Source organism: Martelella sp. FLE1502 (assembly GCF_053484255.1).
Window position 1 is genome coordinate 34662 of the sequence record NZ_JBAKFQ010000025.1, and the last position, 22285, is coordinate 56946.

The following is a 22285-nucleotide window of genomic DNA, read 5'->3' on the forward strand; positions in this document are numbered from 1 at the left end:
CGATCAGTCAGGATCTCTGTGTCGCGACGGCCAATATCTGCATCAGTTTGTCCGAGGGTTCCCGGAACTTGCCGGGTTTGATCAGCGGGGCATGATGCGCATCCAGAAGCGCGAGCTTCTCGGTCGGGTCCGCGCGCAGATACATCTCCGTCGTCTGGATGCTGGTATGTCCAAGCCAGAGCGCCACCTTGCGGATATCGCCGGTAGCCTGGAGCGTGTGCATGGCGCAGCTGTGCCGCAGCACATGCGGGGTCACGTGCTTTGCGGCAATCGAGGGTGCCAAGCCTTCGGCGGTCGCCACATGCTGCCTGAGCCTGTAGGCGAACCCGTCCCGTGTCATCTGGCGACCATCACGGTTCAGGAACAGTTCGGGCCCCACATTGCCTGGCCGGACAGCCAGCCACGCGCGAATGGCGGCCTGGGTCTCCTTCCAGAGCGGCAGGACGCGCTCCCGCCGCCCCTTGCCCAGGATCCGAACGCTGGACAACGAAACTTCGGGAAAATCGTCCATTCGCACCGCGAGCAGTTCGGATGCCCTCAACCCTGCGGCATAGGCCAGATGCAGCATCGCCCTGTCCCGCAATCCACCCGGCGTGTGACGGTTCGGCGCGGCAAGCAGGGCACGGACTTCTTCCCTGGTCAGATAGTCGATCAGCTTGGCATCTGTCCGCTTGATCGGCATGGCCCGGATCATCATCGCCTGCTCAAGGCATGCTGGGTGTCGATGTTCGACGAAACGGAAGAACGATTTGACCGCCGCCAGCCGCGCGTTGCGGGACCGGACGGAATTGGCGCGCCCTTCCTCGATATGTTCAAGGAACGCCCTGATCATCTGCACATCAAGGTCTTCTATGGCGAGTTCCGAAGGGGTTCGCTTGAGCCGCCCCGCCGCAAACCGCAGCAGAAGGGTGAACGCGTGGGCATAGGCCGCGATGGTATGTCGGCTCGCTCCGCAGTCGCCCGGGAGATGGGTTCGCAGGAAGGCCGAAAGATCGGGAGCAAGCGGGGTCATGCCGTACCTCCGATCCAGATATCTTCGGCGGTCGACGCGATCATCTTCAGCAGGACCGGCGTGGCCTCGAGGTACCAGTAGGTATTGGCGATATCGACATGGCCGAGATAGGTGCTCAGCGCCTTCATGTGCCGCAACACCGCCTGCGGATCGTTGCCGCAAGCTTCGAGAGATCGCACTGCGAATGTATGGCGCAGATCGTGCACACGGGGGCCAGGGCCTGTTGGGTTGCGATAACCGAGCTTGCGCACGATCCGAACGAAGACCACGTAAACCCTTGTCGCCGTCGGGGCGCGGCCGTGGCCCAGAACGAAGAGATCATCGCCCGGATGGCGCACGGCACTGCGGGCTTCGAGATACCGTTCCAGCGCGGCGCGGGTTGAAGGATGTATCGGTACGAGGCGGCTCTTGCCGAACTTGCCCTTGCGGATCATGAGGCCATCCTCCGTCAGGTCGTCGCGCTGCAGGGACAAAGCTTCCGAAATCCGCAAGCCTGTCGAAGCAAGCAACCCGAACAGGTTGTGGTAGGTCAGCGGGCTGATCGGCGTCAGGCCGGGTACCAGAAGCGCTTGCTGCATGATACGACCGATCTGGTCTCGCGTCAGAATATGCGGGGCGGGCCGCCGTCGGCGTGAACGGCCCAGCAGGCCCATCGCCGGTATCTCGTGCCGCGCATCTTCCGCGTGCAGGAACACGGTCAGGGCACGGGCGCGATCAAACCGGGCCTGCGCTGCATAAGGCGTCGCGGCGCCACCGGCCCATTCCAGGATCAGCGCGGTCGTTACATGCGTGATGGAACGTTCCGCGGCAAAATCCGCGAAGGCGCGCAAGGATGTCTCTTGCGCGGCAAACTTCATTCCAAGAGCGCGATTGAGTTGGACGAAGCGGTCGACATGGTGATGCATCATGACGCGCATCCCGGCCATGGCTGCGCTACCTCTGCCAGCATCTCGACATCGACCTTGGCATAGATCGCTGTCGTATAGCGGGAGGTGTGGCGCAGCGCGACACCGATCTGGTCAAGATCCGCACCGCCGCGTAACCAGGCGGACGCCAGTGAATGCCGAAAGACATGTGAGCCGGTCGGCAAGCCGGCAAAGCCGCCGCGGTTCAGGACACGGGAAACGATCCCGGCGATCTCGGCGGCGGATCGCAGTGGGGTGAAAGGAGCCTGGGTTCGCAGAAAAACCCTGTCCGTGGCGACCACCGGACGCGCATCCTCGATATAGGCCAGCACCGCATCGCCTGCATCCTGCGGCAGAGGCATCATCACTCCGCGTCTACCCTTGCCGTGCAATCGCAACCGGCTCGCGCGCCAGTCGATATCGGACAGGCGCAGTTGCCAGATGTCTCCCGCGCGCAGGGCCAACCGGGCGAGGAGGAGGAGAATGGCGCGGTCCCGTATCGCGACCGGCGTATCGGAGCGACAGGAGGCTATGATCTCTTCGATCTTCGCGGTGGGTATGGTGCGCGGGACGGTCGAAAGCCTGCGCCGCACAGCGGGCGGTACCGCATGGAGGAGCGCCGGGGCGCATTCACCTTGAATGATGGTGAAGCGCAGGAAGGAACGCAGCACGGTGACCGTCATGCGCACGGATGATCGGGAACGCTCTTCGCCCTGGTCCAGAACGATCGACCGGATTGCCGCCGCGTTGTAATCCTTCGGGGCTGCCCCAAGGCGCTCCAGCCAGCGGTCCGCTTCGTTCACATAGCGCCGCACGGTCTCGGACGTTACTCCACGTTCACGGCGCAACCATTCCGCAAACGCGGTCAAGCAGAGATCGCAGGCGGTGACGCAGTCAGGCTCTTCGATCGGAACCAGACCCTCATCCCTAAGGAACCGCACAAAAGTACGAGCACCACGACGACGATCCCTGGTTCCTGAACCCTTGACCCGTTTGCCGCGCTTGGTTTTGATCCCGCATCGGCAATCATGATGTGCGAACTGGTCGATAATGACATCATCGAGCCCGTGGGCCGGAACACGCATCTGCAGCGCCCATTCCGCGAAATGGCGCGCCTGGCTCAGTCGTATCGAATACGTCACTTCGCTGTAACGGGCGGCGCGAAGCTTCCCGGCATAGGCCTGCAGATATTGCCCGAGCCGTGCGACGTCATCGGCAATGAAGACCATTCCGGTGGCTTCGAGATAACTCAGGAACCTGCGGGTATCGGTCGCGTAGGCCGGGTTGCGCAATTGCGCAGGTCTGTAGCGGCCGCAACGGCAGCGATGGCGCAGGAACCGATTCACTGCCGATACATCGAGGTCTCTGATCGGGATCTTCCGGGCGCGTGCCCACTTCAGGAAATGTCGGGCGGCGCTCAGCGCGCCAGCCGACAGCCCGGGATTATCTGTGAAATACCTGCGGACGAGAGTCCGGTCATCGGCCTCGGCATAGCCACCGAGCGGAGAGTTGGAGGGGGAGTTCATTGGAGATGTCCTTCTGCGGTTGAGAGCAGAGGCATCATGATTATCCAAAGCGGAAAACCGAAAATGAATCAGAAGAACAACAGATTGAAACCCCGAACTCAGCATAACGCCGACGCGGCATATTACGTTTTATCCGGAGCTCCGGATAACACATATTCGCGGGGCGTCACGTCTACATTGAGGTCGTTCCACTCCGATGGCGGGATTTCCGCGATACGGCGCTCCATCAGCGCCTCGCCGGTCGAAACAATCTGAACGACAGGCGCATGACCATCATTGATGTCCGCCTGGATCGCCCGCAAAACCGAAGGGCATTTCATGGCGGTGATCAGATGGTTGAAGAACCGCTGTTTGTTGCCCTCGAACGCCGATCGTGCGGCGCTTTTGGCGCGCGGATTAAGCGTTGCTCCATCCGCCGTGATACCGGCGGCTTCAAGCGCCTTCTCAAGGTTCTGGTGGATAATCTGGTACGCGTTGGCATAGGCGTCATAGATCTCGGTCTGTGCCTCGGTCAGCTCGTGGACGAGCATCTCATACTCGACATCCTTGAACGAAAGCAGGCGAGCCGTATAGAGGCCAAGCGCCTTCAGGTCGCGTGAAATCACCTCCATGGCGGCGATCCCGCCGTCTTCCATGGAGGCGATGAAATCGGCCCGCGTGCTGAACGGAAAGTCGCCGGTCTGCCAAAGGCCGAGCCGTGAGGCATAGGCCAGATTGCTGACCGTTGTGGCTCCGGTCGCCGACACATAGAGCACGCGCGCGCTCGGAACGGCATTCTGCAGGAGAAGCCCGACGCGACCCTGCTCCGAGGGCTTGCGTTCGCCGCGCTCGCCCTTGGCGCTAATGGCATTGGCCATTGCATGGGCCTCATCGAACGCGATGACGCCATCGAAGTCATGACCGATCCAGTCAAGGATCTGAGCAAGGCGGCTTTTCTTGTCCTGCCTGGCCTGGCTGCGCAGCGTGGCATAGGTCACGAACAGAATGCTCGGCTGCTCCGGGATTGGCCGCCCCTGGGGAAAGCTCGAGATCGGGATAATATCGGCGGGCGCGCCACCGAGCGCCTGCCAATCGCGCCGGGCATCCTCGATCAGCTTGTCGCTGCGGGAAATCCAAAGGGCCTTGCGACGGCCCTTCAGCCAGTTGTCGAGGATGACGGCGGCAACCTGTCGACCCTTACCGCAACCTGTGCCATCACCGAGAAAGAAACCGCGCCGGAACCGTGCATTTTTCAGGACGGTCTTCGAGGCGTCATCCGACAGCGCTTCGACCGAAAAGGCGCTGGCTTCAGCCTTTGCCGGCTGGATCGACGCAAAGTCGTCGACCACATCGTAAGTGCCTTTCAGAAACGTCTCGTGAGCCTCGCCGGCGTAGATCACGGTTTCGAGCTGAGGGGCTGACAAGACGCCATCGGCTATCAGCTGCGCTGGAAGGCGGGGCCGATAAGAAGGTAGCGGGGCCTGTACGGACGCCATGGCGGCCGACTGGACCAGTTCGCCGGGATGCGGCTTGGCGTGATCAATCGCGATCGTCTGAACCTCGTAGGGCTCATAGATTTCATCGGAGCCCTGACCGCCGGCGCTGATGTCGTCGCGGGCCTGATAGGCTACGTCGCAGATCTCGGCGTTATCCAGGGGATGCGCTGCGGATGTTTTAACGGTCGCGCGTGCCTTGGCGCGGATCTGTGCCAAGGCCGGGGCGGCCGGAGCCGGGTGCGGCGCTGTCGACGGAGTTGTCTTCGCCAGCCGGGCAGGGCAGTGCTCGACCACAAGGTCCAGCAGCTCGCCCGCGGTTTCGCAGCGCGCAAACGCCCGCGGTTCAACCGACTGTGGCACCTTGTCGAACACGGTCAGGCGCGTTTCGACGGTCGTGCCATGCCGGGCATAGGCTTTGCCCGAAATCGAAGCGGTGAAGACAACTGAAGCCGCTTGCTGCAGGTCGTCGAAAAACGAGCGCCACGAATGCGACTGCGCCGTAAAGGAAGCGCCGGAAATCAGCACAAGGCGGCCGCCAGGGCGAAGTCGGGCGAGGGCAGAGCGCAAATGATGCGCGGTCGCGGCCCTGTAACGGCGAGTGACGCCCGGGGCGGCCGAAAATGGCGGGTTCATGAGAATGGCCGACGGATCGACCGACGGGTTGAGCCGGTCATGGATTGTGCCGGCATCATGGCGGGTAACGTCTGATCCGGCGAACAGTTCAGCCAGCAAGGCTGCGCGCGTTTGCGAAATCTCGTTGAGATGCAGGTCTGCGCCGGCTATGGCGGCGAAAGCAGCCAAAAGTCCCGTGCCGGCCGACGGTTCGAGAACAAGGTCGTCGGCGGTGATCGCCGCCGCATGCGCGGCGGCGAATGCCAGGGGCAGGGGAGTGGAAAATTGCTGAAGGGCCTGAGATTCATCGGAGCGCTTCGTCTGGCTCGGCGACAGGCTGGCGATGGTCTCGATCATCGTCAACAATTGCTGCGGCATCTTCGCCTGTTTGCGCATGGTGGCGCCGTATTTTTGCAGGAACAGAACCTGGGCGCATTCGGCAGCCTCGTAGGCGTGCTTCCACAGCCAGGTTCCGTCTGTGTCGGAACCGCCTGAGGCTCGTTCCATGGCATCACGCAACGCAGATGACGTGATGCTGGTCCCGCTGTCGAGGATCGGCAACAAGATCCTGGCTGCCTTCAAAATGGCGGCGGGATCATCGGTGACGGGGGTTCCGGTCGTAACGGCTTCGACGATGGTCATGGGGATCTCCGGCTTGGTTGACGGTTGAGACCTCCCCTTTCTCTGTCCTGGGAAGGTTCAAACCTTCCCGGTTCCCCTCTTGCTTTTGGCTTCGAAGACGAACCGCAACATAGAAAAGCCGCCCGGTTGTTCGGGCGGCTTCTGTGCTCCCGCTCAGCGTAATTTGCAGAAAAATATGCGGTCGCCCGAAATACCGGGCCGTTACGGCCGGGTTTTCGTGACACGTCGCTCTTTTGCCACCCACTCAGCACGATAGGTCAGGCGTAGCACCGTTAGAATGACTGCATTGACAAAAACTCCTCGCGGCTTTCCTGCGAAAGCCGCCCGGCCACCTGGAAGATCGGATTCCAGTCCGAAGCAAAGATCACTAACCTTCGGCTCCGTAAAGGCGAGCCCGTGAATGCTATGAGCAAACTCGTTCCTAATCTTTCGAATCCTGTTGCACTCTCGGAGCTCGAGATCATCGATGAGGCCGAGGGCATGAGCTACCTTGATACGTGCAGAGAACGAGCCCAAGGCTGCGGTACCACCTTCGAGTAATTCGCGGGCTGTTCTTCCGTTCACGAAAAAGGCACGCAGTGTATCAGCCAACTTCTGATCAATCAGAGCTGCACCGACTAACGCGGCCCCACGGTCGGTTTCCGACTGGAACTCATTGAGAAAGTCCGTAAAATTCTGAAGGTCAGTTTCGCGCATATTAAACGAATAGCAGGTGGACAGGTTTGAAGCCACAACAATGGCCGATGCCTATGCGGCGATAATGCTACGCGCCTCCGTCAGGCAGTCATCTATTGTCGAAAACCCCCAGCATGAATCGATGACATCATTGTCATCGCCCATGATCTCAAAGCCGCAAAACTCTCCGCGAAGATAGGCGTCATAGACATCCACTTCCGCCCGCAAAATGTCGAGCGTGCGCGCGCGCATTTTTGAAGACAGTCGTTTTGCGCTGAATTCACGTCTGGCGTCTTCGAGCGTGACGAAAACGTATCCGACCTGGCCGCTGTCCCACGGGCAGGAAAACCCAGTGGTGTTCATCGTCAGGCCGCTATGGTCGTAGAGATAGAGCGGCAGGATGATTGCGTTTCGCAGAGCGCGTTTTTCGATCGCTTCCAGATCGAAAGGCGCTTCATCCTCATAACCTGCAAGAGCGATGAACAGCTCCTGATTGTTGTGATAGCTGTGTTTGTCTCCAAGATTATAACGGGGATGCCAGCAGATCATCGTGCCCAACGTGTCGCACTCGACACGCGGGTTCATCGGATCAGGATCGGGGACGATCCGGATTGTCTTGTCATTAAGGGTTTCGCGGTGCAATTCAAACATGCCGTGCTCCTTGTTCAGATACACGGCGAAGGCGCCGCCCTCGAACATTGAGGCGGCGTCAAAGAACGGGCTGTCAGTCCAGCCAGTTTTCAACCTGGAGACCGGGCACCCGCAGGAATTCGCGCGTATTGGCTGTCACCAGAACAGCATCGACAGCCAAGGCATGGGCTGCAATCAGCAGGTCATTTGGACCGATCGGCGTACCAGCAGCTTCGAGGCCTGCTCTGATGCGGCCGTACCGGGCATGTGCTGGCGCATCCAATGCGAGTATTTGCATGCCGCCAAGAATGGCCTCGACCTGGGCTGTCAGCTTGGCAGACCCCTTGCGTTCGCAGCCATAGCATAGCTCAGCCGCGGTGATAATGCTGACACAGATCATATCCTGCCCGACATCAGCGATATGGCCGACGACGGCGCCGGCCGGATTACGCGCGAGATCCGACACGATATTCGTGTCGAGCATGTAAAGGCGGCTCAAAGGTCGATTTCCCTTGCTGGCAGCAGGGTCTCATCGACGTCGGGAAACTGGTCATCAGGGCCGAGCGGTTTCAGTCGCGCCAGAATGTCCAGAAGGTTTTTGTTGGGGGCAGGTTCGATCACAAGTCGGTTTCCCTCCCGATGTATCAGCACACGGTCGCCAGGCAACTCGAAATCGGCCGGGATACGAACCGCCTGGCTCTTGTTGTTGCGAAACAACTTGGCTTCGCGTGCTTCGGACGCGTGGGGTTGGGGCACGATAACCTCCTGTCAACATCTTGTATATACAGACGCATATACTAGGTCGGATATGAGATTTCAAGCGTAGTGAGATGCGTAGCACGGCTTTCCATCCCACAGACGGGCATGAATGAAGGATTCCGGGCTGAAACCACTGTTGGAGATTCTGACGCGCCGGGCAGGACCGATAAAGTGGTCGGCATACGGAACGACATGCTCGGTCATCGACGCCTCATTCTCGCTCGACGCGTCGATCGATCCGATCGGTCGGACCTCGGCCATGGACTTGCCGATGAGCTTTGTGACCTGCCAGAAATCGACGTTTGTCTGATCATAGCCCCAGGACGCCACGAAGATATGGCCAATCTCGATGCCGGCGTTTGACGGCCGATAGCGATTTTTGCACGCAAGCGTCCTGCGGCGGTCCTGGAAGCCTTCTTCGATCCGCTTCTCGCGCGCTTCCGGGCTTTTGAACCAGTAATGCCACTCGGGGCGCGCGCGCTTGCCGACGAACAACTTGGCGCAGGGCCTGCCGCGGTTTTCGAACAGATAGGCGACGGCATCGGATTGCGGATCGGAACGCACGTCAGCACCTTCGGGGATGAAGTCTTCTCGTTTCGGTCTGTAAGCTCGCATGGGTTTTGTCTCCGTATCGAACGGCGGAGAAACCAACTTTCTCGCTATTGTTTTCCGTTCACGGAAAAGACGGCCGCCCTCTAACTTGAGAGCGACCGTCCACCGGAGACCTGGTGGTGATGGGATCTATTCAGCGGCGGCTTTCAGGAACGCCGGCAGCACATCGGGCTTCGGGTTTTCGACCTCGCCCTGCGGCTGCTCATCAGAACTTTCGAAGGCCATGCCGTCGGGCAGCCAGCGCGCGGTGCGCCTGGCCGTTTCCGGATCGATGCCGACCCGTTCGTCAGCGCCCTCCCGGAAAGCCGCTTCCATCGAGGCGGCGAGCGCGTCTTTCTTGAAGTCGCGGCGCTCATCGGCCCACTTCTGACCGATAACCTCCGCGGCGACGGAAAGGGCATGCTTTTTCGGGACGCGCGACCAGTAGTTTTTCGCGTCCGGACGCCAGCAATATGCAACATCAGTGCTGCAACGGCGGCCGATCTCCTCAAGAACCGGCGAGCTATGGTCATCGTTGGCCAATTGCTGCTGAACAGCCTGCGCCGTCGCCCAGGCGAACAGCGCCTGCTTCTTTTCCATCGGCAGCGCGGACATCGAGATGAAGTCCTGCGGACTTTCGAGCGAGATCCACGACAGGTCGAGCGTGCTCTTGATTTCCTCGAGCACGGCAGCCGCGACTGTATCCTCCAGATATTCACGGCTCCTGAAAACCTCCGCCTGACGCATCGAGATATCGATCGGCGCGGCGGCATAGGCGATGGGCAGGCGGACGATCATCGAATAGAGCATCGCGTCGAAGGCGGTTTGATAGTCGCTGGCAAGGTGGGCCTGCAGGTTCTGATGCCGGATCGCGCGCAGATCCGCCGAAAGCGAATTCGACACGCCAGCCTCCTTGCGCTTTTCTTCGGCCGACATCGCTTCAGAACCGCCAGAACGAACCTCCTGTCGCTTGTCGTCCGGATGCACCAGACCGGTCTCAACCCTCAACGCTCCGCGGTGATCGATGGACACAACGCAGCCTGCCCGGGCGCGCTGTTCATCGGTGTATTCCGACCGGTTCACGTCTGCGGATAGCGCCTCCAGATCGTTATGGAGTTGATCCCAGCGCGCCTGCACCTCGTCGGTCCAGGCCTCCTCGTCGATCTCCTCCATCTGCTCGATCTCGCCGTTCAAGGCATCGAGCTTAGCCTGATCCTTGGGGGCCGGCTCGACGGGGAGGGGGTATTCGCGACCATAGCGCATATACTGGTCATAGGTGACCGAGAGATGCACATCGACCCACTTCCACTTTCCCGTCAGCTTCTCCGCCTCGGCGTTCAATGCCTCGGTCGCCAGACGATGCAACAAAGCAACATCTTCCAGAACAACATTGTCGGCTTCGGAAAACAGATCCCTGCGCACCGTTCCACCGGCGGCCGTATAAGCATCGACGCCGACAAATTGAGCGACATTATCGCTCGCCGACACTTCGTCCTCTGTGGCCAGGTGGCGAACCTGATAGGCGTTGATGCCGTGATAGGTAGACTTGAGCTGTTCGAAGATCTCGACCTGCCGGCTCCGGTCCTTGCAAAGCGTGAACGCCGTCAGCGCGTCCAGGGAGAGCTCGTCGTTGCGGAAAGCCGTGAGAAGAACCGGATCGACCTCGGCCAGTTTGAGGCGGCGCTGCACGAGGTTTTCGGTCACGCCGAACTGATTGGCGATTTCGGTGGTCTTAAAGCCCTTTTCGATCATCGCCGCGAAGGCTTCATACTGGTCGGCGGGGTGCATATTGGCACGCACGACGTTTTCCGTGGTCGAGCTGATGATAGCCTGCTCTTCGGTCTCGACCTTGCAGGGAACGGCCGTGTCGGCCGGCAGCGCGCCTTCTTCGATCAGCGCCTGCAGCTGCTTCAGCCGGCGACCGCCGCCATGGACCAGGAACTTGTTCTTGCCTGCGGGATAGACGAGAAGATTTTGCTTGATGCCGCCATCGGCTTTGATCGAGGCTTTCAGCTCCGCATCAGCGGCCGGGCCGGCCTCGGTTTTGCGAACGTTGAGCGGGCTGAGCGCGAGCTGCTTGACGGGGATGATCTTGATGTCGTTAGAGGTCATTGTTGTTCTCCGGTATCGGCCGGGAGGAAAGACTTTCTCTCCTTTTGGAAGCCCGGCAACCGGGCTTCGCTGAACTCTTGCTCTATCGATGAGTGGAACCGAAACAGCTGGCAAAATCAACGTTTCGGTTGTGTTTTGTTCCTTCATATGTTGCATAGACTTCGTTGCGGACATTTCGCAGCCAAGGCCCCCACTTTGGCGAAACCCCTGTTCGAGGCAGGTGCCGTAACAAAAAACGGGCTTCGCGCGGCGGCGAAGCCCGTTTGATTTGCTAAGAATTTCGGGCACCTCATGCCGCATGTTGAATGGTTTGTTCGGAAGACGCCTGCAGAAGATAGTCCGCTGCTTTCTGGGCCTCGCTTGCGGCGCGGAAGATGAACTTCTTGTCGTTCTTCAGTGATCGAAGCCAACTCTCCACATAGGCCGCCGATTGCGCAAAGTCGGGGACCAGATCCAGGGAAACGCAAAGCATGGCGGAACCGATTTCGGCACAAAGCTCCTCGAAGGCGAGGTCGGCTTTGCGGCAAAACCTCTGATTCCGATCAAGCCGGCCTGCATGGCTGGTAGCGTGCACCATTTCATGGGCGAGGCTGGCATAGTATCCGTTTGCGGAGTGAAACGTCGCGATTGGTGGCATGTGCACATAGTCATCGAGAAGATGATAGAACGCCTGAGGTTCATCAGTCGTTCGTATCTCGATACCGGTCGCAGCGAAGAACTGATCCAGATCGACATTGGGTTCCGTCCCGAGATCGCGCGGTTCGTCCGGGTCAACGCCGTAAAAGTAATCAGGTAGGCCGTCGATCTGATCGGCATTGAACACGCGATAGCCACGCGCATATGGCCGGACGACAGCTTCGCCGATATCGGGATCGTCGACCTCGAACGTGCCGTATTTGACCACGGGAGCGGACTTCTCCCCTCGGCGAACTTGAGCATCCATGGCCTTTGCCTGTTTGTAGGTCAGCCAATAGTTTGATCGGAATCCGTTTTCGGCCGCGATGCACCACAGGATGATAGCATTGATGCCCTTATAGAACTCGCCGTTTGAACGGCGGGGGAAGCCGGCACCACCCGTCCACGGCTTCTGCCAGGGTGGGGTGCCAGCCTCGATCGCCTGGATGATCTTGTCGGTGACGAGCTGATAGACGTCGGCTCCGGTTTTCTGTCTGGTCACGGTCATGTTCCTTTTTTCGAGCAGGCCGGAACAGCTTTCTCTTCCTTTTGAGCCCGCTCACCAGGCTCACACATGCCTCTATCTTTTTTGGCATCAGGACAACGGTTCCAGTTTGGCCGGAACCGCCCTATCTTGCCTGTCTTGGATGCCGCTCATTCGGAGATGATCGATGTGCAATTTGTATCGCAATGGCTCGACGCACGAGAATATGCGGCGGCTGTTCAAGCCGACCGCCGATCTGACGAACCGGGCAAATCCGACGGGTGAATTCTACCCGGATCGACCAGCGCCCGTTGTTCGCAACAACAACGGGGAACGCGAGCTGACCTTTGCGACCTGAGGCATGCCATCGCCGGTGTTTGCGACCAAAGGGAAACCGGACACAGGCGTGACCAACATTCGCAACACCAGTTCCCCGCACTGGCGCCGATGGTTGAGGCCGGAAAACCGCTGTCTCGTACCATGGACGGAATTTTGCGAGTGGGAGAACCCAAGCCGAAAAAGACAAAGCGGTGGTTCGTGATCGATGCCGACAAGCCGCTGGCGGCTTTTGCGGGGATCTGGACGACGTGGGAAGGTGAGCGTGGGTCTCAAAAAAATCCGCGGCCGGGCACACACGAGCTGTACGGATTTCTGACCTGCGACGCCAACACGATTGTTCGGCCGATACACCCGAAGGCCATGCCGGTGACCCTCACAACGGAAGAGGAAATGGATATCTGGATGAGGGCTCCTTGGGACGAGGCGCAATCGCTTCAGCGTCCCTTGCCTGGTGATGGCCTGATCTTGCTGCCGGTCTGAGCAGAATGCGCAGCGCAGCGACCAGCTCGCCACGAGCTGGAAGGGCCTGAAAGGAAAAGGAATGGAGAACATCGGAGCGCTCAACATCGTGACGGCCGACAGGCCGGGAGCGCGGGAACTTTCGACAGGTCCGGACGGCGATAGAATGCAGCCGCAGGAGCATTAGCAAAGCGACGGGCGAAGCCCGGAAGGCGGGACCGACTGCATCGCTGGACGGACTTTCATTGCGCGGCGCCAATGGCGACGGCTCGCCTTAGTGATCGTCACCCGCATGGGCGAAAACGGCCAACGGCTGGCTTCGTGCCGAAGGCATAGAGCGCGGTCGACCAAAGGGCGAAAGGCAAAAAGCAGAAAAGCCCGCCAAATAGCGAGCTTTTCCGTATAATCGTTTGACGATGAGGGTGGTTTTACCCCGCGACCTCACGCGCCCTTGTAGGGCCTATATGCGTTCTGTAGCCTAGGAAGTCAACATTTAGTTGACCGCTTTAGTGAGGAAGAGTCGTTTGCCATTCACGCATGAAGAGATCCAGTGCCTACCGAAAGTGCTGTCTGCGCCTCGCTTTGCAACGTACCTGTCAGCCATGAACAGTGACAAAGAAGCGGCATTATCTCTCTATCAGTGGAATGTCGAACTTTCGGCCGCTTTCTTGGTTCCGCTACAAATCTGTGAAGTCAGTGTGCGAAATTCGATCATGGAAGCCATCGAGAAAAGCTACGGCCCAAACTGGCCTTGGGAACACAGTTTCTTGATCACGCTGCGCGACCCTAAATATGGTTATAACCCTCGAAAAGACCTGCGAAACCTGCGTCATCTCAGCACCACCGGAAAGATCGTGGCTGAGCTCAAGTTCGTCTTCTGGCAGAAGATGTTCACCAGCGCTCATGACGGCAACATCTGGAACCACCATTTTCAAACAGTTTTTCCGAATTGTGATCAAACGAAAACCGTCCAGCAGCTTCGTGGTGAAGCCTACGATGCCTTGGACAAAATCAGACAACTTCGCAACCGGATAGCTCACCACGAGCCGGTTTTCAGGCGTGACATCACGGTTGAGTATGACCGCATCCGCGAAGTTATTCGTTGGACTAATCCGACCGCTGCCGGTTGGGTGGATCGAATTTCACAAGTTACGCCTATCAACGCTGGACGCCCATAAGCCAGAAGATTTAATCCACCTTATTTTCGTGCAACTATTCACCCGCACCAATGCCGTTTTCTCGCGTTCCAGGCGGCCGAACCGCCCCGATACCGAAGCGCAAGCCCCGCGCTGACAAGGACTTTCCCGGCGTCCTGGCCGTCCACCTCGACATGGATCAGATTCCGACCGTACTTATCGGTGGTCCCGCTGTCGATGATTTCGACGGTCCCGGCCTGACCGATCAGATCCCGCAGCCTGTCCCGCGCCTGATAACCAGCCTTTTCCTCATAGCTGCAACGCGGTTTGGAAATCTCGGGCGTATCTATGTCGAGCAAACGCATGCTCTGACCACCAATTTTGATGGTGTCCCCGTCGTAGACGCTGATTTCCCCGGCGCTGGTCTCGATCGTCGTTTGTCTGCCGTATTTTTCAGCCTGCCGGCCGATCTCGCGAAGGACCGATTTCGGGACGCCGATCGATTGAACGAAGCTGCTGGCCTCCGGAACGGCGGCGATAATGGCGATGCCCCCGGCAATACCGAGCAAAAATTTGGATCGCATGCGTTTCATGTCGGGTTCCTAAGCTCCTACTGGATCGTCACCGCGCCCGTCTGCCGCGCGGCCAATTTTCGAGCGAGCAGCCCGTGCAAGGACTTTTCGAGATGCAATTCCCCCTCGGCGGCTTTCCGCGCCATTCCCCGCAAATAGCCTCCCGGCGAACTGACTTCTCCGTCGGCCTGTTTTTGGGCGGTAATAGCAAGGGCGAGCGAAGCGAGCCCTTGCCCTGCGACTTGTCGCATTTCCGCCCAGGCGTGAGCCGACACGCCGAGCATGGGGCGAAGTTCCGCGGCATATGCGTCCAGCTCGCGCCAGCTTCGCGGTGGTACGGGGGAAAGCTCGGAAATGATCGGGCACGCTGTCAGCACGGTTCGAAGATCTATCCGCCGTCCGGATTTCACCGATTCTTCGGGTTGCTCATGCCCCTCAACCTGCCGAGGCTCATTTTCAAGAGCCATCTTTTCAGCGCCGTAGGCGCTGTCAGCTTGAAAACTAGAGTGTTGCGCGTCGGCGTAACTCCGTTCTTCATTACAAGATACAGTTCCGGGGTGAGTTGTAGGTTTTAATAGGTGTCCGTCAGATGACGCCTTGGTGTCAGTTTTCTTGTCCAGGTCCCTCATGACGAGGGCATTAAGGGCCTTCCAGAGGCGTTCGAAATCGCGGTGCATCCGCTCAAGATGCTCGACGCTGGCGCGGCCGATCTTGCCCAGGAACGCTCGCAGGTGGCCCAACCGCTTTGCGAAGCTATGCCAGCGGCGTGCCGGAAGCGTCTCTTTCGACATCTCCAGGGCGGCCATGATGTCTCGCCGCAGCGACGTGATGTCGTTGCGCAGGATGCGCCGGCGCTGATTGTCGCGATCGTATCTGTCGGCCTTCGCCGTCAGCTCGTCAAACCGCGCGTCGAGCAAGGCGAGGCTGATGCCATGCGCATGCACGATGCGGCCGGAACGATCACGCTGTCCGGAGCGCCGGCAATTGGCGCTATCGTGGTGAGAGATAATGCCCATGTCGGTCAGCGACCGCAAGGCGGCCCGTGTCGCGTTGACGCTTATATTGAGCTGGCGAGCCAACGCCTCGTTGGACAGCCAGACGATCGGTTGAGATCCTTTTTGCCAGTCCTGATCATAGGTGGCGTCGAACAGGATATTCAGCAGCAGCATTTGCGTGGTGTTCGTCCGCAGTACGGGCCGAATGCGATTGAGCAGCTTGCGGATTTCGGCGCGGCCGTGACTTCCGATCGGGGCCTTGGCCGCAAGATCGGAAAAATAGGCACGCTCGGGTGTCTGTTTGCGCCACCCGGTCGATGATTTTAACATTCCGTTTTCCTTGCTTTTGAGCAGGGAGCAGGCAAAGGGGTATCGTGCGCAGAAACTGCGTTTTTCCTCTTGCCCACGATGTCGGGTGAATGCTAAAAAGAGCCTATCAACGTCTTGGCTATTTTTAGCACTAAGCCCCCGCCGGTTGCAGCCGCGCGGGGCTTTGTCGTTTTGAGGCTACCTCAACTTTTCTCTCCTTTTTGTCGCGCTGAGTTTGACTTCACCGAAGCCAAAATAGATTCAGCGGCATCCGCCAACTGGTTCTGTCTCGCGTTGATCAGGCTATAGTCGCCACCCACAACGCAAATTGCGCTGCCGCCGGCAGTGCCTTTCGAGAGCGCACATGCACAAACGGGAGCTTTGGCTGTGTTTGTTCGCGCTATGCTCATCCCTGAACCTCACGCGTCTCAAAGCCATAGTCGATCATTGACCGGTATCTGTAGCCGGGCAGGGCGGGACGTTGGCGGCCAGCAACAAGACTGCGAATGGCCCTCAGTGCATTCGGAAAAGCGTACCCATAGCGCTCGATGAGCCAGAACCCGCAACACGCGAGGACCAGAGTGATGAAGGTCCATAGCCGCAGGTGCAATGTCAAAAGCAGGAAGAAGAATATCAGGCGGGCATCGAAGATAAGCAGGCGCGGCGTTCGCACTGTTTCCCGCCAGTAAACCGGCGTGCCGTAGATGTTGAAGCTGCTTTCCGCCATCAGTTCGCCACTCCGACATTTTCAAGGAACAGGATGCCGATCATTTGACCGGCCCGAACCTTGACCAGGGGTCCGTTCGGCGCGTTGTTGTTGAGGTCGCTGGAAATGGCGTCGCCAGCTGCGGCGAAGCCGGCATAGATGCTTTCGTTCACCGTCGGCTTGTTGGTGATGATGGAGCCAATATTGTCGGAAATGCCAACATATTGCTGTTGCGGTTGAGACAGAGAGCCGCTCAGACCGGATATGAACGCAGCCGCCAGCTTACCGCCGTAGCGCTGAAAATAACGACGGTCGATGTCTGTTTTCACGGCGATGGTCGACTGCTGTGCATCGATCGCGTAGGCGCTGGTGTCGTAGTTTGCGCCATCGGGCATCACGATCCGATCGAACTGGATGACGAGCGCGCTCTGCGTCTTGTTCACCTCAAAAGCGCCAATGGCGCGGGCGCCATCAAGGGGGCCATTGATGATCTCGGCGATCACCGGTCCGGGCGTATCGGAATCGGAAGCGTTCTGGATGCGCGCCATGACCGTATCGCCAGCGACCGCATAGGTTTGAACCGACGAAGCTCCGGACGACTGGACGGAACCATTGCCACCGCCCTGTCCATTGCTGGCCGTGAGCGGTTCAGGCGGCGTATACAGGTCCTGTTCAATGACAACCGTTGCCTGTGAGGCCACAGGCTGCCATGACTGAAGCAATCCTTGCTGTTGTGCGCTCATGGCGCTCGCAAGCTGATCGATGCGTCGATAGTCAGTCTGCGGTTTGGGGGGCTGCCGCCGATCGGCGGTTCGGTACTCAACAGGCTGGTCGCGACGCTCAATGACATTGGCGGGCGCGACGGGTCGTTTGACCGGCGGCGGATCTTTCTTCTGCCCAATCGTGTCGATCGACCGCATGGCTTCGTCAGGTGTCGCGATGAAGCTTTCGTCGTTTTCGAAAGCACTCTTGGCACCGGCCTCGTTCGACTGATCGAGCGTATTCTGGTAGCGCTCTGACCGTCCTTGCTGTTCGCCGCCGGGCGTACTCTCGACATTCGGTGGGCGTGCAACGCTCGACGATGGAACGGGCGAAGACGAATAACTCTGCCACAGCACGAAACCAAGACCCACCGCGATCACCAGGATGCCGCCGTAGACAATGCGATTGTTGCGCTGCGCGCTCCGATCAATCGTGGAACGCCGTTCATCGTTCATGGGCGATTCCGTTTCGACTTCCGGCGCGGCCTGGTGCGTTTCGCTGGTGTCGGGGTTGTTGTGGTTCTCGTTAGATCGGTTTTCTGCATCGGTCATTGGAAAATTCTCACTTTCTTGACAGAGCCATCGGACGAGATCAGTGCAACGGGCGTCGGTTTGAGCTTGTAGGCGTGCACCGAGCCAGGACCGGTCAGGCTTTCAGTCCAGGATGGTGAAAGCAGCGTGCTGGTCGTGCGGATGTAGAGATCCTTTCCGTATCGCCATGCCGATACGGACGGTTCGTCCGTGGAAAGCCTCGTGGCGTTTTGTGGAATGCCGGCGCCTTGGACGAACGCCATCATGACCTGGTTGGAGGCGCGGCTCGGCGGAGCGCTGACGGCCGTGGAAACATGCGCGTTCGGGCCAAGACCGTCGACCTGATAGTCGCGCCGATATTGGGTGACCTTTTCGTTTGTTTCGACGTCGATGATTAATGGCCGGTCCTCACCGACCAGAGAAACGGTCAGGTTTGTAAAGGCATGCGGAAGAAGCGGCGTGATCATGAGCTGATTGCTCCCCTCCTGCATCGCATAGACCTGAAACGCATTGGGGCGACCGACGCCATAGCTGGCAATGGGCCAAGCCTTTCCGGTGCGGTCAAAGAAGGCGAGGTTGGAGATCGTTCCGGGTGAGGTTTTGATCGCGGTGGTTTGGGCGGCTGCCTCGAGCGAAACCTGAACCTGATCAGAGATCGCCTTCGGCCGAAAGCCGGTCGCGGGTTGAGCTGCGGCTTTCTGGCTTTCATTCACCCGACGCTTGTAGTCGCGGATCAACTCGGGGGTCATCGGCATTTGAGATTGAACTGCCGCGCCGTAAGCCGTGATTTCTTCCGGCGAAAGCGGGCGGTCCAACTCATCGAGCGACTTGAGTAGGTGGTCTGACCCAATGACAGGAAACTCGCTGTCGGGCTGCTCGTATTGTTGCTGGTCGGCTTGCTGCTGATTAATCTGTTCGGCGCGCTGCGTGCCTTGTGCAGCCGCCTGGGCAAGTCCGCTCGGCGCGTCCTGCGCGAGAGCAGGTGCCGTGGTCATTAGTAGAACGCATAGAACGGCGCCTGAGGTACGCATTGTCATTAGGCGCCTCCACGCGCTGCGATAAAGCGGTTGATCGCGACGGCTTCAGGGGTCTGATAGGTTTCCATCCGATTGATGGTAACTGTCACAAGAAGATCCTGCCCCGATACTTCACTTGCGGATTCATAGGTGATGCGGAGCGGAATCTGCACGACCCACTGATAGACGCCACGAGCGTTTGGCCCCTGTGAAAGGATCACTGCGTCTTGAGCAACCGCCGTGGTATTCAGCCTGCGCTCCTTCACCATTTCGAGCTGACCGCTCTTGTCGAGAGCGTCGATGAACGAGTTCCATCCGGCGGGCTGCGTGAAATACTTCTGCACGGCTGTGAGGTCGGCGCGATAATTGGTGAAGGAGTAGGTCAGCGCTGCGGTAACGGCCTGGGTGGCGAAGTTGGCGACTTCGTTTGCATTGAGGTGCGGTTTATCCAACGCCACCAATGGCAAGATTTGGCCGTTGGTTGTTGTCGCAAAGTAGCGGGGCTCGGGCCGATGGGTGGCAAGGTAGGCCGCTGCGCCCACCGAAACGACGGTTGTGACCAGAAGCGCACAGCTGATTACCGACATCACCCGGAAAGCCGTCCGATACGTCTGTGTGCGCTTCATGACGGTTTCGAGTGCGCCGTAGGATTGCTCGCTCATGCCTCACTCCATTGTGAGCGCTGTATCGAGCGCTTGTTGGGTGAGGTTGCCAAAAGCGAACTGTCCGCCCTCGGGTGTCTTGTAAATGAAAAAGGGAACACCCTTGATCCCGTTCTGGCGCATCCACAACACGTTTCTGCGCAGAATATCAGCCGTCTGATCGTCGATTTTGTCGGAAGCGATCGCAGCAACCTTTTGGCCACCAACGCTTGAAGTCGCGGCATACTCATTTTTCAAGAAAACCGTGCCGACATTGTCCGACTGAAGGATGGCCGCAGAGACATTGAAAGCCGCCTCGCTGAGGATCGGGGCAAGAATGATGCGCAGGTCGATATCGCCGTTCTGGATGAGCGGTTTCATTGAATCGATCGACCATGCACAATGCGGGCACGTGGGATCGGCAAGCAGGAAAAAGGTCGGTGCGTCGGGCTTTGGATTGCCGACCGGAAACCACGCGCTGAAATCATGGGCCTGCTGCACCAGCTCATCCAAAGTCTGGGCGATCGGAATGTCTGGTGTATTTTGAGAGCCCACCGACGCCAGTTTGGGCGGTTTGCTTGCCTCAACCTGATCGGCCGATGCGGCCGGCGTGGCATCCTCGCCCGGTTCAACCACATTCGAAGACGGCGCCTCGTCAGATTCCGCAGGAACTGCCCCGGTCAACCGATTAGGGGTTTCGAGAGCGTCGGGGTTGGATGCAGCGGGCTCCTCGTTGGCGACCTTCGGTGAAGGGGGCCGTGAAGGAGAGAGCGCGCTGGCGGTTTCCAGTGAAACGGTATTCGGCCTGGTCGACAGCAACGCGCCGGAAATGTCCTCGCCTTGCGGCCCAACAACCGAGCCGAAGATCGTCAGTCCGTCCTCCGTTGTGAGCGCAAATTTCTCTGTGCCGTCACCCTGCGGCACAGCCCATGCCTGCATACCATCGACCTTCATCAACGGGCGCGCGCCGTAAAGGTTGAGCTGGTTCTCGATGAAAGGTGCTGCTGATGTGCTGCAACCGACAAAGGTGGTCTGCCAAGGCAGATCGATGTCGGCCTGAGTGACGTTTTCGGCGATCGCCCCGAGTGGCCACAGGCCGAGTAAGGCGGCGGGGAAAAGGACGGACGTAGAAACCGCCGACTTGCGTTTGAACATTAAGGAGGCCCCCGGTGCTAATTTGTTCCTGTCAATGTTGCATTGAATGACGTGAGACTGTATTACATCAAGACATTGGAGCTGTGAAGTCCCCTTGGAAGACGGGTGATTTCGGGGAAAAATCAGACCTCATCGGGGGCTCTCGTGACAAATCAAATTGAGTTATACGAACACGAATCGTATCGAAGCAACCCAAATTTGCTGAAAAATAGCTCTAAATCGCCTGTTGTCATCGCGCTCGTGTTCGCTGTGGCCATATCGGCGGTCAACCTCTACTTGTTTATGCGTCAACCAGAGGCGGTCAAATCAAGCCGGGTCTCCGATGCAACATCGGTGCAGGTCTCAGAGCTACATTCAGAGGTACAACGGCTTAAAACCGCGCAGGCTGGCCTGGTACAGCAACTGAACACGCTGACCGCCAGGAACGGCGTCCTTGAGCGCATTATCGGTCATGTGAATGAGCTGAAGAAGCAGGACGAGTTTATCCTGAACGAACTGGTCACGCTCCAGGGCACGGGCGGGCCTCTTGGCTTTGAGGCCGCAAATGGAGGCGTTGGCGTGCAGCACGAGATTGTAACCCATCCGGTCGTCGCCATGCCGGCCCCGGATGGGAATAGTGCGGAATAGGGCGGGCTATGGATAGTTTTGTCCAGCTCCTGGAGCGCGGTGTCGCGATCATTGCCCCCCTGCAGGCGTTGGTCGCAGGCACCTGCTTTTTGGTGGGTCTTGTCTTCGTGGCGCGCTCGATCGTCGGCATGGCTTCAGCCCACGAGCTCCGTAGTATTGGGGGCGCGGCGTCCGGCTCATACACCGGTCCGCTGGTCCTGTTCTTCGTCGGCTCACTTCTGATTTCGCTGTCGACGGTCATCGGGGCATTCCTGATGAGCTTCTTCCTGCAATCCGAGAGCGTGTCGGCGGAACAGGTATTCACCTACGCTCCCGAAATCACCAAGCCGCTTTCCGCTGAAATGAGCCAGAGAGCCGTTATTGCTCTGGTTCGTTTCGCGCAATTTATCGGCCTTCTCGGATTTGTACGGGGTCTGTTCCTGCTCGCCCGCGCCGGCAACGGCGGACAAATCGGCGATACGGGACGCGGGATTGTCCACCTCGTCGCAGGGACGTTGGCGATCAACATCGTCGTTGTCCTGCAGATGCTTGAAAAACTTCTGGTCAAATAAAAAGGAGAGACCAAATGCAGAGAAAGTGCACCGGCCTGCTGACATTTTCCGGCTTTTATCTGGCCATGCTTGGGCCAGTGATGGCGCAACAATCGCTGGGCGATCTAGCCAGCAATTTTTCGACGACCACACTTGGCCCATGGGCCGACCTTCTCGGCTCCATCGCCTTCTTCGGCGGCCTTTTGTGCATCATCATCGGCATTGTGAAACTCGTCTCGAACTCCAGGAATCCGCATCAACAGCATTCCCCGATGTCGATGCTCATCTGGTTTCTCGCCGGCGCACTGTTGATCGGCTTGCCGGCCTGGGCTGGCGTTGGTGTCACGAGCTTCCTCGGCTCGGGTGCGGATACCTCGACCATCGATGGAACGCTGAGAAGCATCAACTGA

The 22285-nt window shown here is 58.9% G+C and carries 22 protein-coding genes and 1 pseudogene; 5 read left to right on the forward strand and 18 right to left on the reverse strand.

Annotation, left to right across the window (positions count from 1 at the left end):
* Positions 1–7: 7 nt before the first annotated feature.
* The 11 genes from V6767_RS18070 to V6767_RS18120 all read right to left on the reverse strand — a co-directional run bounded on the left by V6767_RS18070 (position 8) and on the right by V6767_RS18120 (position 12122).
* Positions 8–1012: a tyrosine-type recombinase/integrase gene (locus V6767_RS18070; protein ID WP_448474728.1), complete on the reverse strand. Its 1005-nt coding sequence runs from the start codon at positions 1010–1012 to the stop codon at positions 8–10.
* Entirely contained in the window at positions 1009–1920 is a 912-nt protein-coding gene (locus tag V6767_RS18075) for a tyrosine-type recombinase/integrase (RefSeq protein WP_448474729.1), read from the reverse strand. The genes V6767_RS18070 and V6767_RS18075 overlap by 4 nt, the downstream gene beginning before the upstream one ends.
* Entirely contained in the window at positions 1917–3443 is a 1527-nt protein-coding gene (locus V6767_RS18080; protein ID WP_448474730.1) for a tyrosine-type recombinase/integrase, read from the reverse strand. Before V6767_RS18080 ends, V6767_RS18075 begins: the two co-directional genes overlap by 4 nt.
* 122 nt (positions 3444–3565) lie before the next feature.
* The gene (locus V6767_RS18085) at positions 3566–6172 is read right to left on the reverse strand and encodes a strawberry notch-like NTP hydrolase domain-containing protein (RefSeq protein WP_448474731.1); all 2607 of its coding nucleotides are present in this window, start codon (positions 6170–6172) and stop codon (positions 3566–3568) included.
* A gap of 201 nt (positions 6173–6373) precedes the next feature.
* On the reverse strand, positions 6374–6904 hold the full coding sequence (locus tag V6767_RS18090) for a transcriptional regulator (RefSeq protein WP_448474732.1): 531 nt from the start codon (positions 6902–6904) through the stop codon (positions 6374–6376).
* Between the two features lie 15 nt (positions 6905–6919).
* Positions 6920–7591 carry a hypothetical protein gene (locus tag V6767_RS18095; protein ID WP_448474733.1) on the reverse strand — a complete coding sequence of 224 codons (672 nt, stop codon included), beginning with the start codon at positions 7589–7591 and terminating at the stop codon, positions 6920–6922.
* On the reverse strand, positions 7572–7976 hold the full coding sequence (locus V6767_RS18100; protein ID WP_448474734.1) for a PIN domain-containing protein: 405 nt from the start codon (positions 7974–7976) through the stop codon (positions 7572–7574). Before V6767_RS18100 ends, V6767_RS18095 begins: the two co-directional genes overlap by 20 nt.
* A complete protein-coding gene (locus tag V6767_RS18105; protein WP_448474735.1) occupies positions 7973–8233 on the reverse strand; it encodes an antitoxin in 261 nt (86 codons plus the stop codon). The genes V6767_RS18100 and V6767_RS18105 overlap by 4 nt, the downstream gene beginning before the upstream one ends.
* Positions 8234–8293: 60 nt before the next feature.
* Positions 8294–8851, reverse strand: coding sequence for a hypothetical protein (locus tag V6767_RS18110; protein WP_448474736.1), 558 nt, complete (start codon positions 8849–8851; stop codon positions 8294–8296).
* A gap of 126 nt (positions 8852–8977) precedes the next feature.
* The gene (locus tag V6767_RS18115; protein WP_448474737.1) at positions 8978–11086 is read right to left on the reverse strand and encodes a ParB/RepB/Spo0J family partition protein; all 2109 of its coding nucleotides are present in this window, start codon (positions 11084–11086) and stop codon (positions 8978–8980) included.
* A 142-nt stretch (positions 11087–11228) separates the two neighbouring features.
* Positions 11229–12122: an ArdC family protein gene (locus tag V6767_RS18120; RefSeq protein ID WP_448474738.1), complete on the reverse strand. Its 894-nt coding sequence runs from the start codon at positions 12120–12122 to the stop codon at positions 11229–11231.
* 163 nt (positions 12123–12285) lie between these two features.
* On the opposite strand from V6767_RS18120, the pseudogene V6767_RS18125 reads away from it, so the two are divergent.
* Together V6767_RS18125 and V6767_RS18130 are read left to right on the forward strand one after the other, a co-directional pair.
* Positions 12286–12917: pseudogene (locus V6767_RS18125) on the forward strand (SOS response-associated peptidase).
* A gap of 476 nt (positions 12918–13393) precedes the next feature.
* On the forward strand, positions 13394–14074 hold the full coding sequence (locus tag V6767_RS18130) for a HEPN domain-containing protein (protein WP_448474739.1): 681 nt from the start codon (positions 13394–13396) through the stop codon (positions 14072–14074).
* A 38-nt stretch (positions 14075–14112) separates the two neighbouring features.
* On the opposite strand, the gene V6767_RS18135 is transcribed toward V6767_RS18130, so the two are convergent.
* From V6767_RS18135 to V6767_RS18165, 7 genes are all read right to left on the reverse strand, one after another.
* Entirely contained in the window at positions 14113–14625 is a 513-nt protein-coding gene (locus V6767_RS18135) for a thermonuclease family protein (protein ID WP_448474740.1), read from the reverse strand.
* 17 nt (positions 14626–14642) lie between these two features.
* The gene (repC, locus tag V6767_RS18140) at positions 14643–15929 is read right to left on the reverse strand and encodes a plasmid replication protein RepC (RefSeq protein WP_448474741.1); all 1287 of its coding nucleotides are present in this window, start codon (positions 15927–15929) and stop codon (positions 14643–14645) included.
* Positions 15930–16314: 385 nt separating this feature from the next.
* Positions 16315–16635, reverse strand: coding sequence for an IcmT/TraK family protein (icmT, locus tag V6767_RS18145; RefSeq protein ID WP_448474742.1), 321 nt, complete (start codon positions 16633–16635; stop codon positions 16315–16317).
* On the reverse strand, positions 16635–17927 hold the full coding sequence (locus V6767_RS18150) for a DotG/IcmE/VirB10 family protein (protein ID WP_448474743.1): 1293 nt from the start codon (positions 17925–17927) through the stop codon (positions 16635–16637). The genes icmT and V6767_RS18150 overlap by 1 nt, the downstream gene beginning before the upstream one ends.
* Positions 17924–18901 carry a DotH/IcmK family type IV secretion protein gene (locus tag V6767_RS18155; protein ID WP_448474744.1) on the reverse strand — a complete coding sequence of 326 codons (978 nt, stop codon included), beginning with the start codon at positions 18899–18901 and terminating at the stop codon, positions 17924–17926. Before V6767_RS18155 ends, V6767_RS18150 begins: the two co-directional genes overlap by 4 nt.
* Before the next feature lie 41 nt (positions 18902–18942).
* On the reverse strand, positions 18943–19584 hold the full coding sequence (locus V6767_RS18160; protein ID WP_106308663.1) for a type IVB secretion system apparatus protein IcmL/DotI: 642 nt from the start codon (positions 19582–19584) through the stop codon (positions 18943–18945).
* A gap of 3 nt (positions 19585–19587) precedes the next feature.
* Positions 19588–20718 carry a hypothetical protein gene (locus V6767_RS18165; RefSeq protein WP_448474745.1) on the reverse strand — a complete coding sequence of 377 codons (1131 nt, stop codon included), beginning with the start codon at positions 20716–20718 and terminating at the stop codon, positions 19588–19590.
* Positions 20719–20862: 144 nt separating this feature from the next.
* On the opposite strand from V6767_RS18165, the gene V6767_RS18170 reads away from it, so the two are divergent.
* Genes V6767_RS18170 through V6767_RS18180 form a run of 3 tightly spaced genes read left to right on the forward strand, consistent with a single transcriptional unit; the run spans position 20863 to position 22285 of the window.
* Positions 20863–21345: a hypothetical protein gene (locus V6767_RS18170; RefSeq protein ID WP_448474746.1), complete on the forward strand. Its 483-nt coding sequence runs from the start codon at positions 20863–20865 to the stop codon at positions 21343–21345.
* Positions 21346–21353: 8 nt separating this feature from the next.
* On the forward strand, positions 21354–21896 hold the full coding sequence (locus V6767_RS18175) for a hypothetical protein (protein WP_448474747.1): 543 nt from the start codon (positions 21354–21356) through the stop codon (positions 21894–21896).
* A gap of 14 nt (positions 21897–21910) precedes the next feature.
* Positions 21911–22285: a hypothetical protein gene (locus V6767_RS18180; protein WP_018067328.1), complete on the forward strand. Its 375-nt coding sequence runs from the start codon at positions 21911–21913 to the stop codon at positions 22283–22285.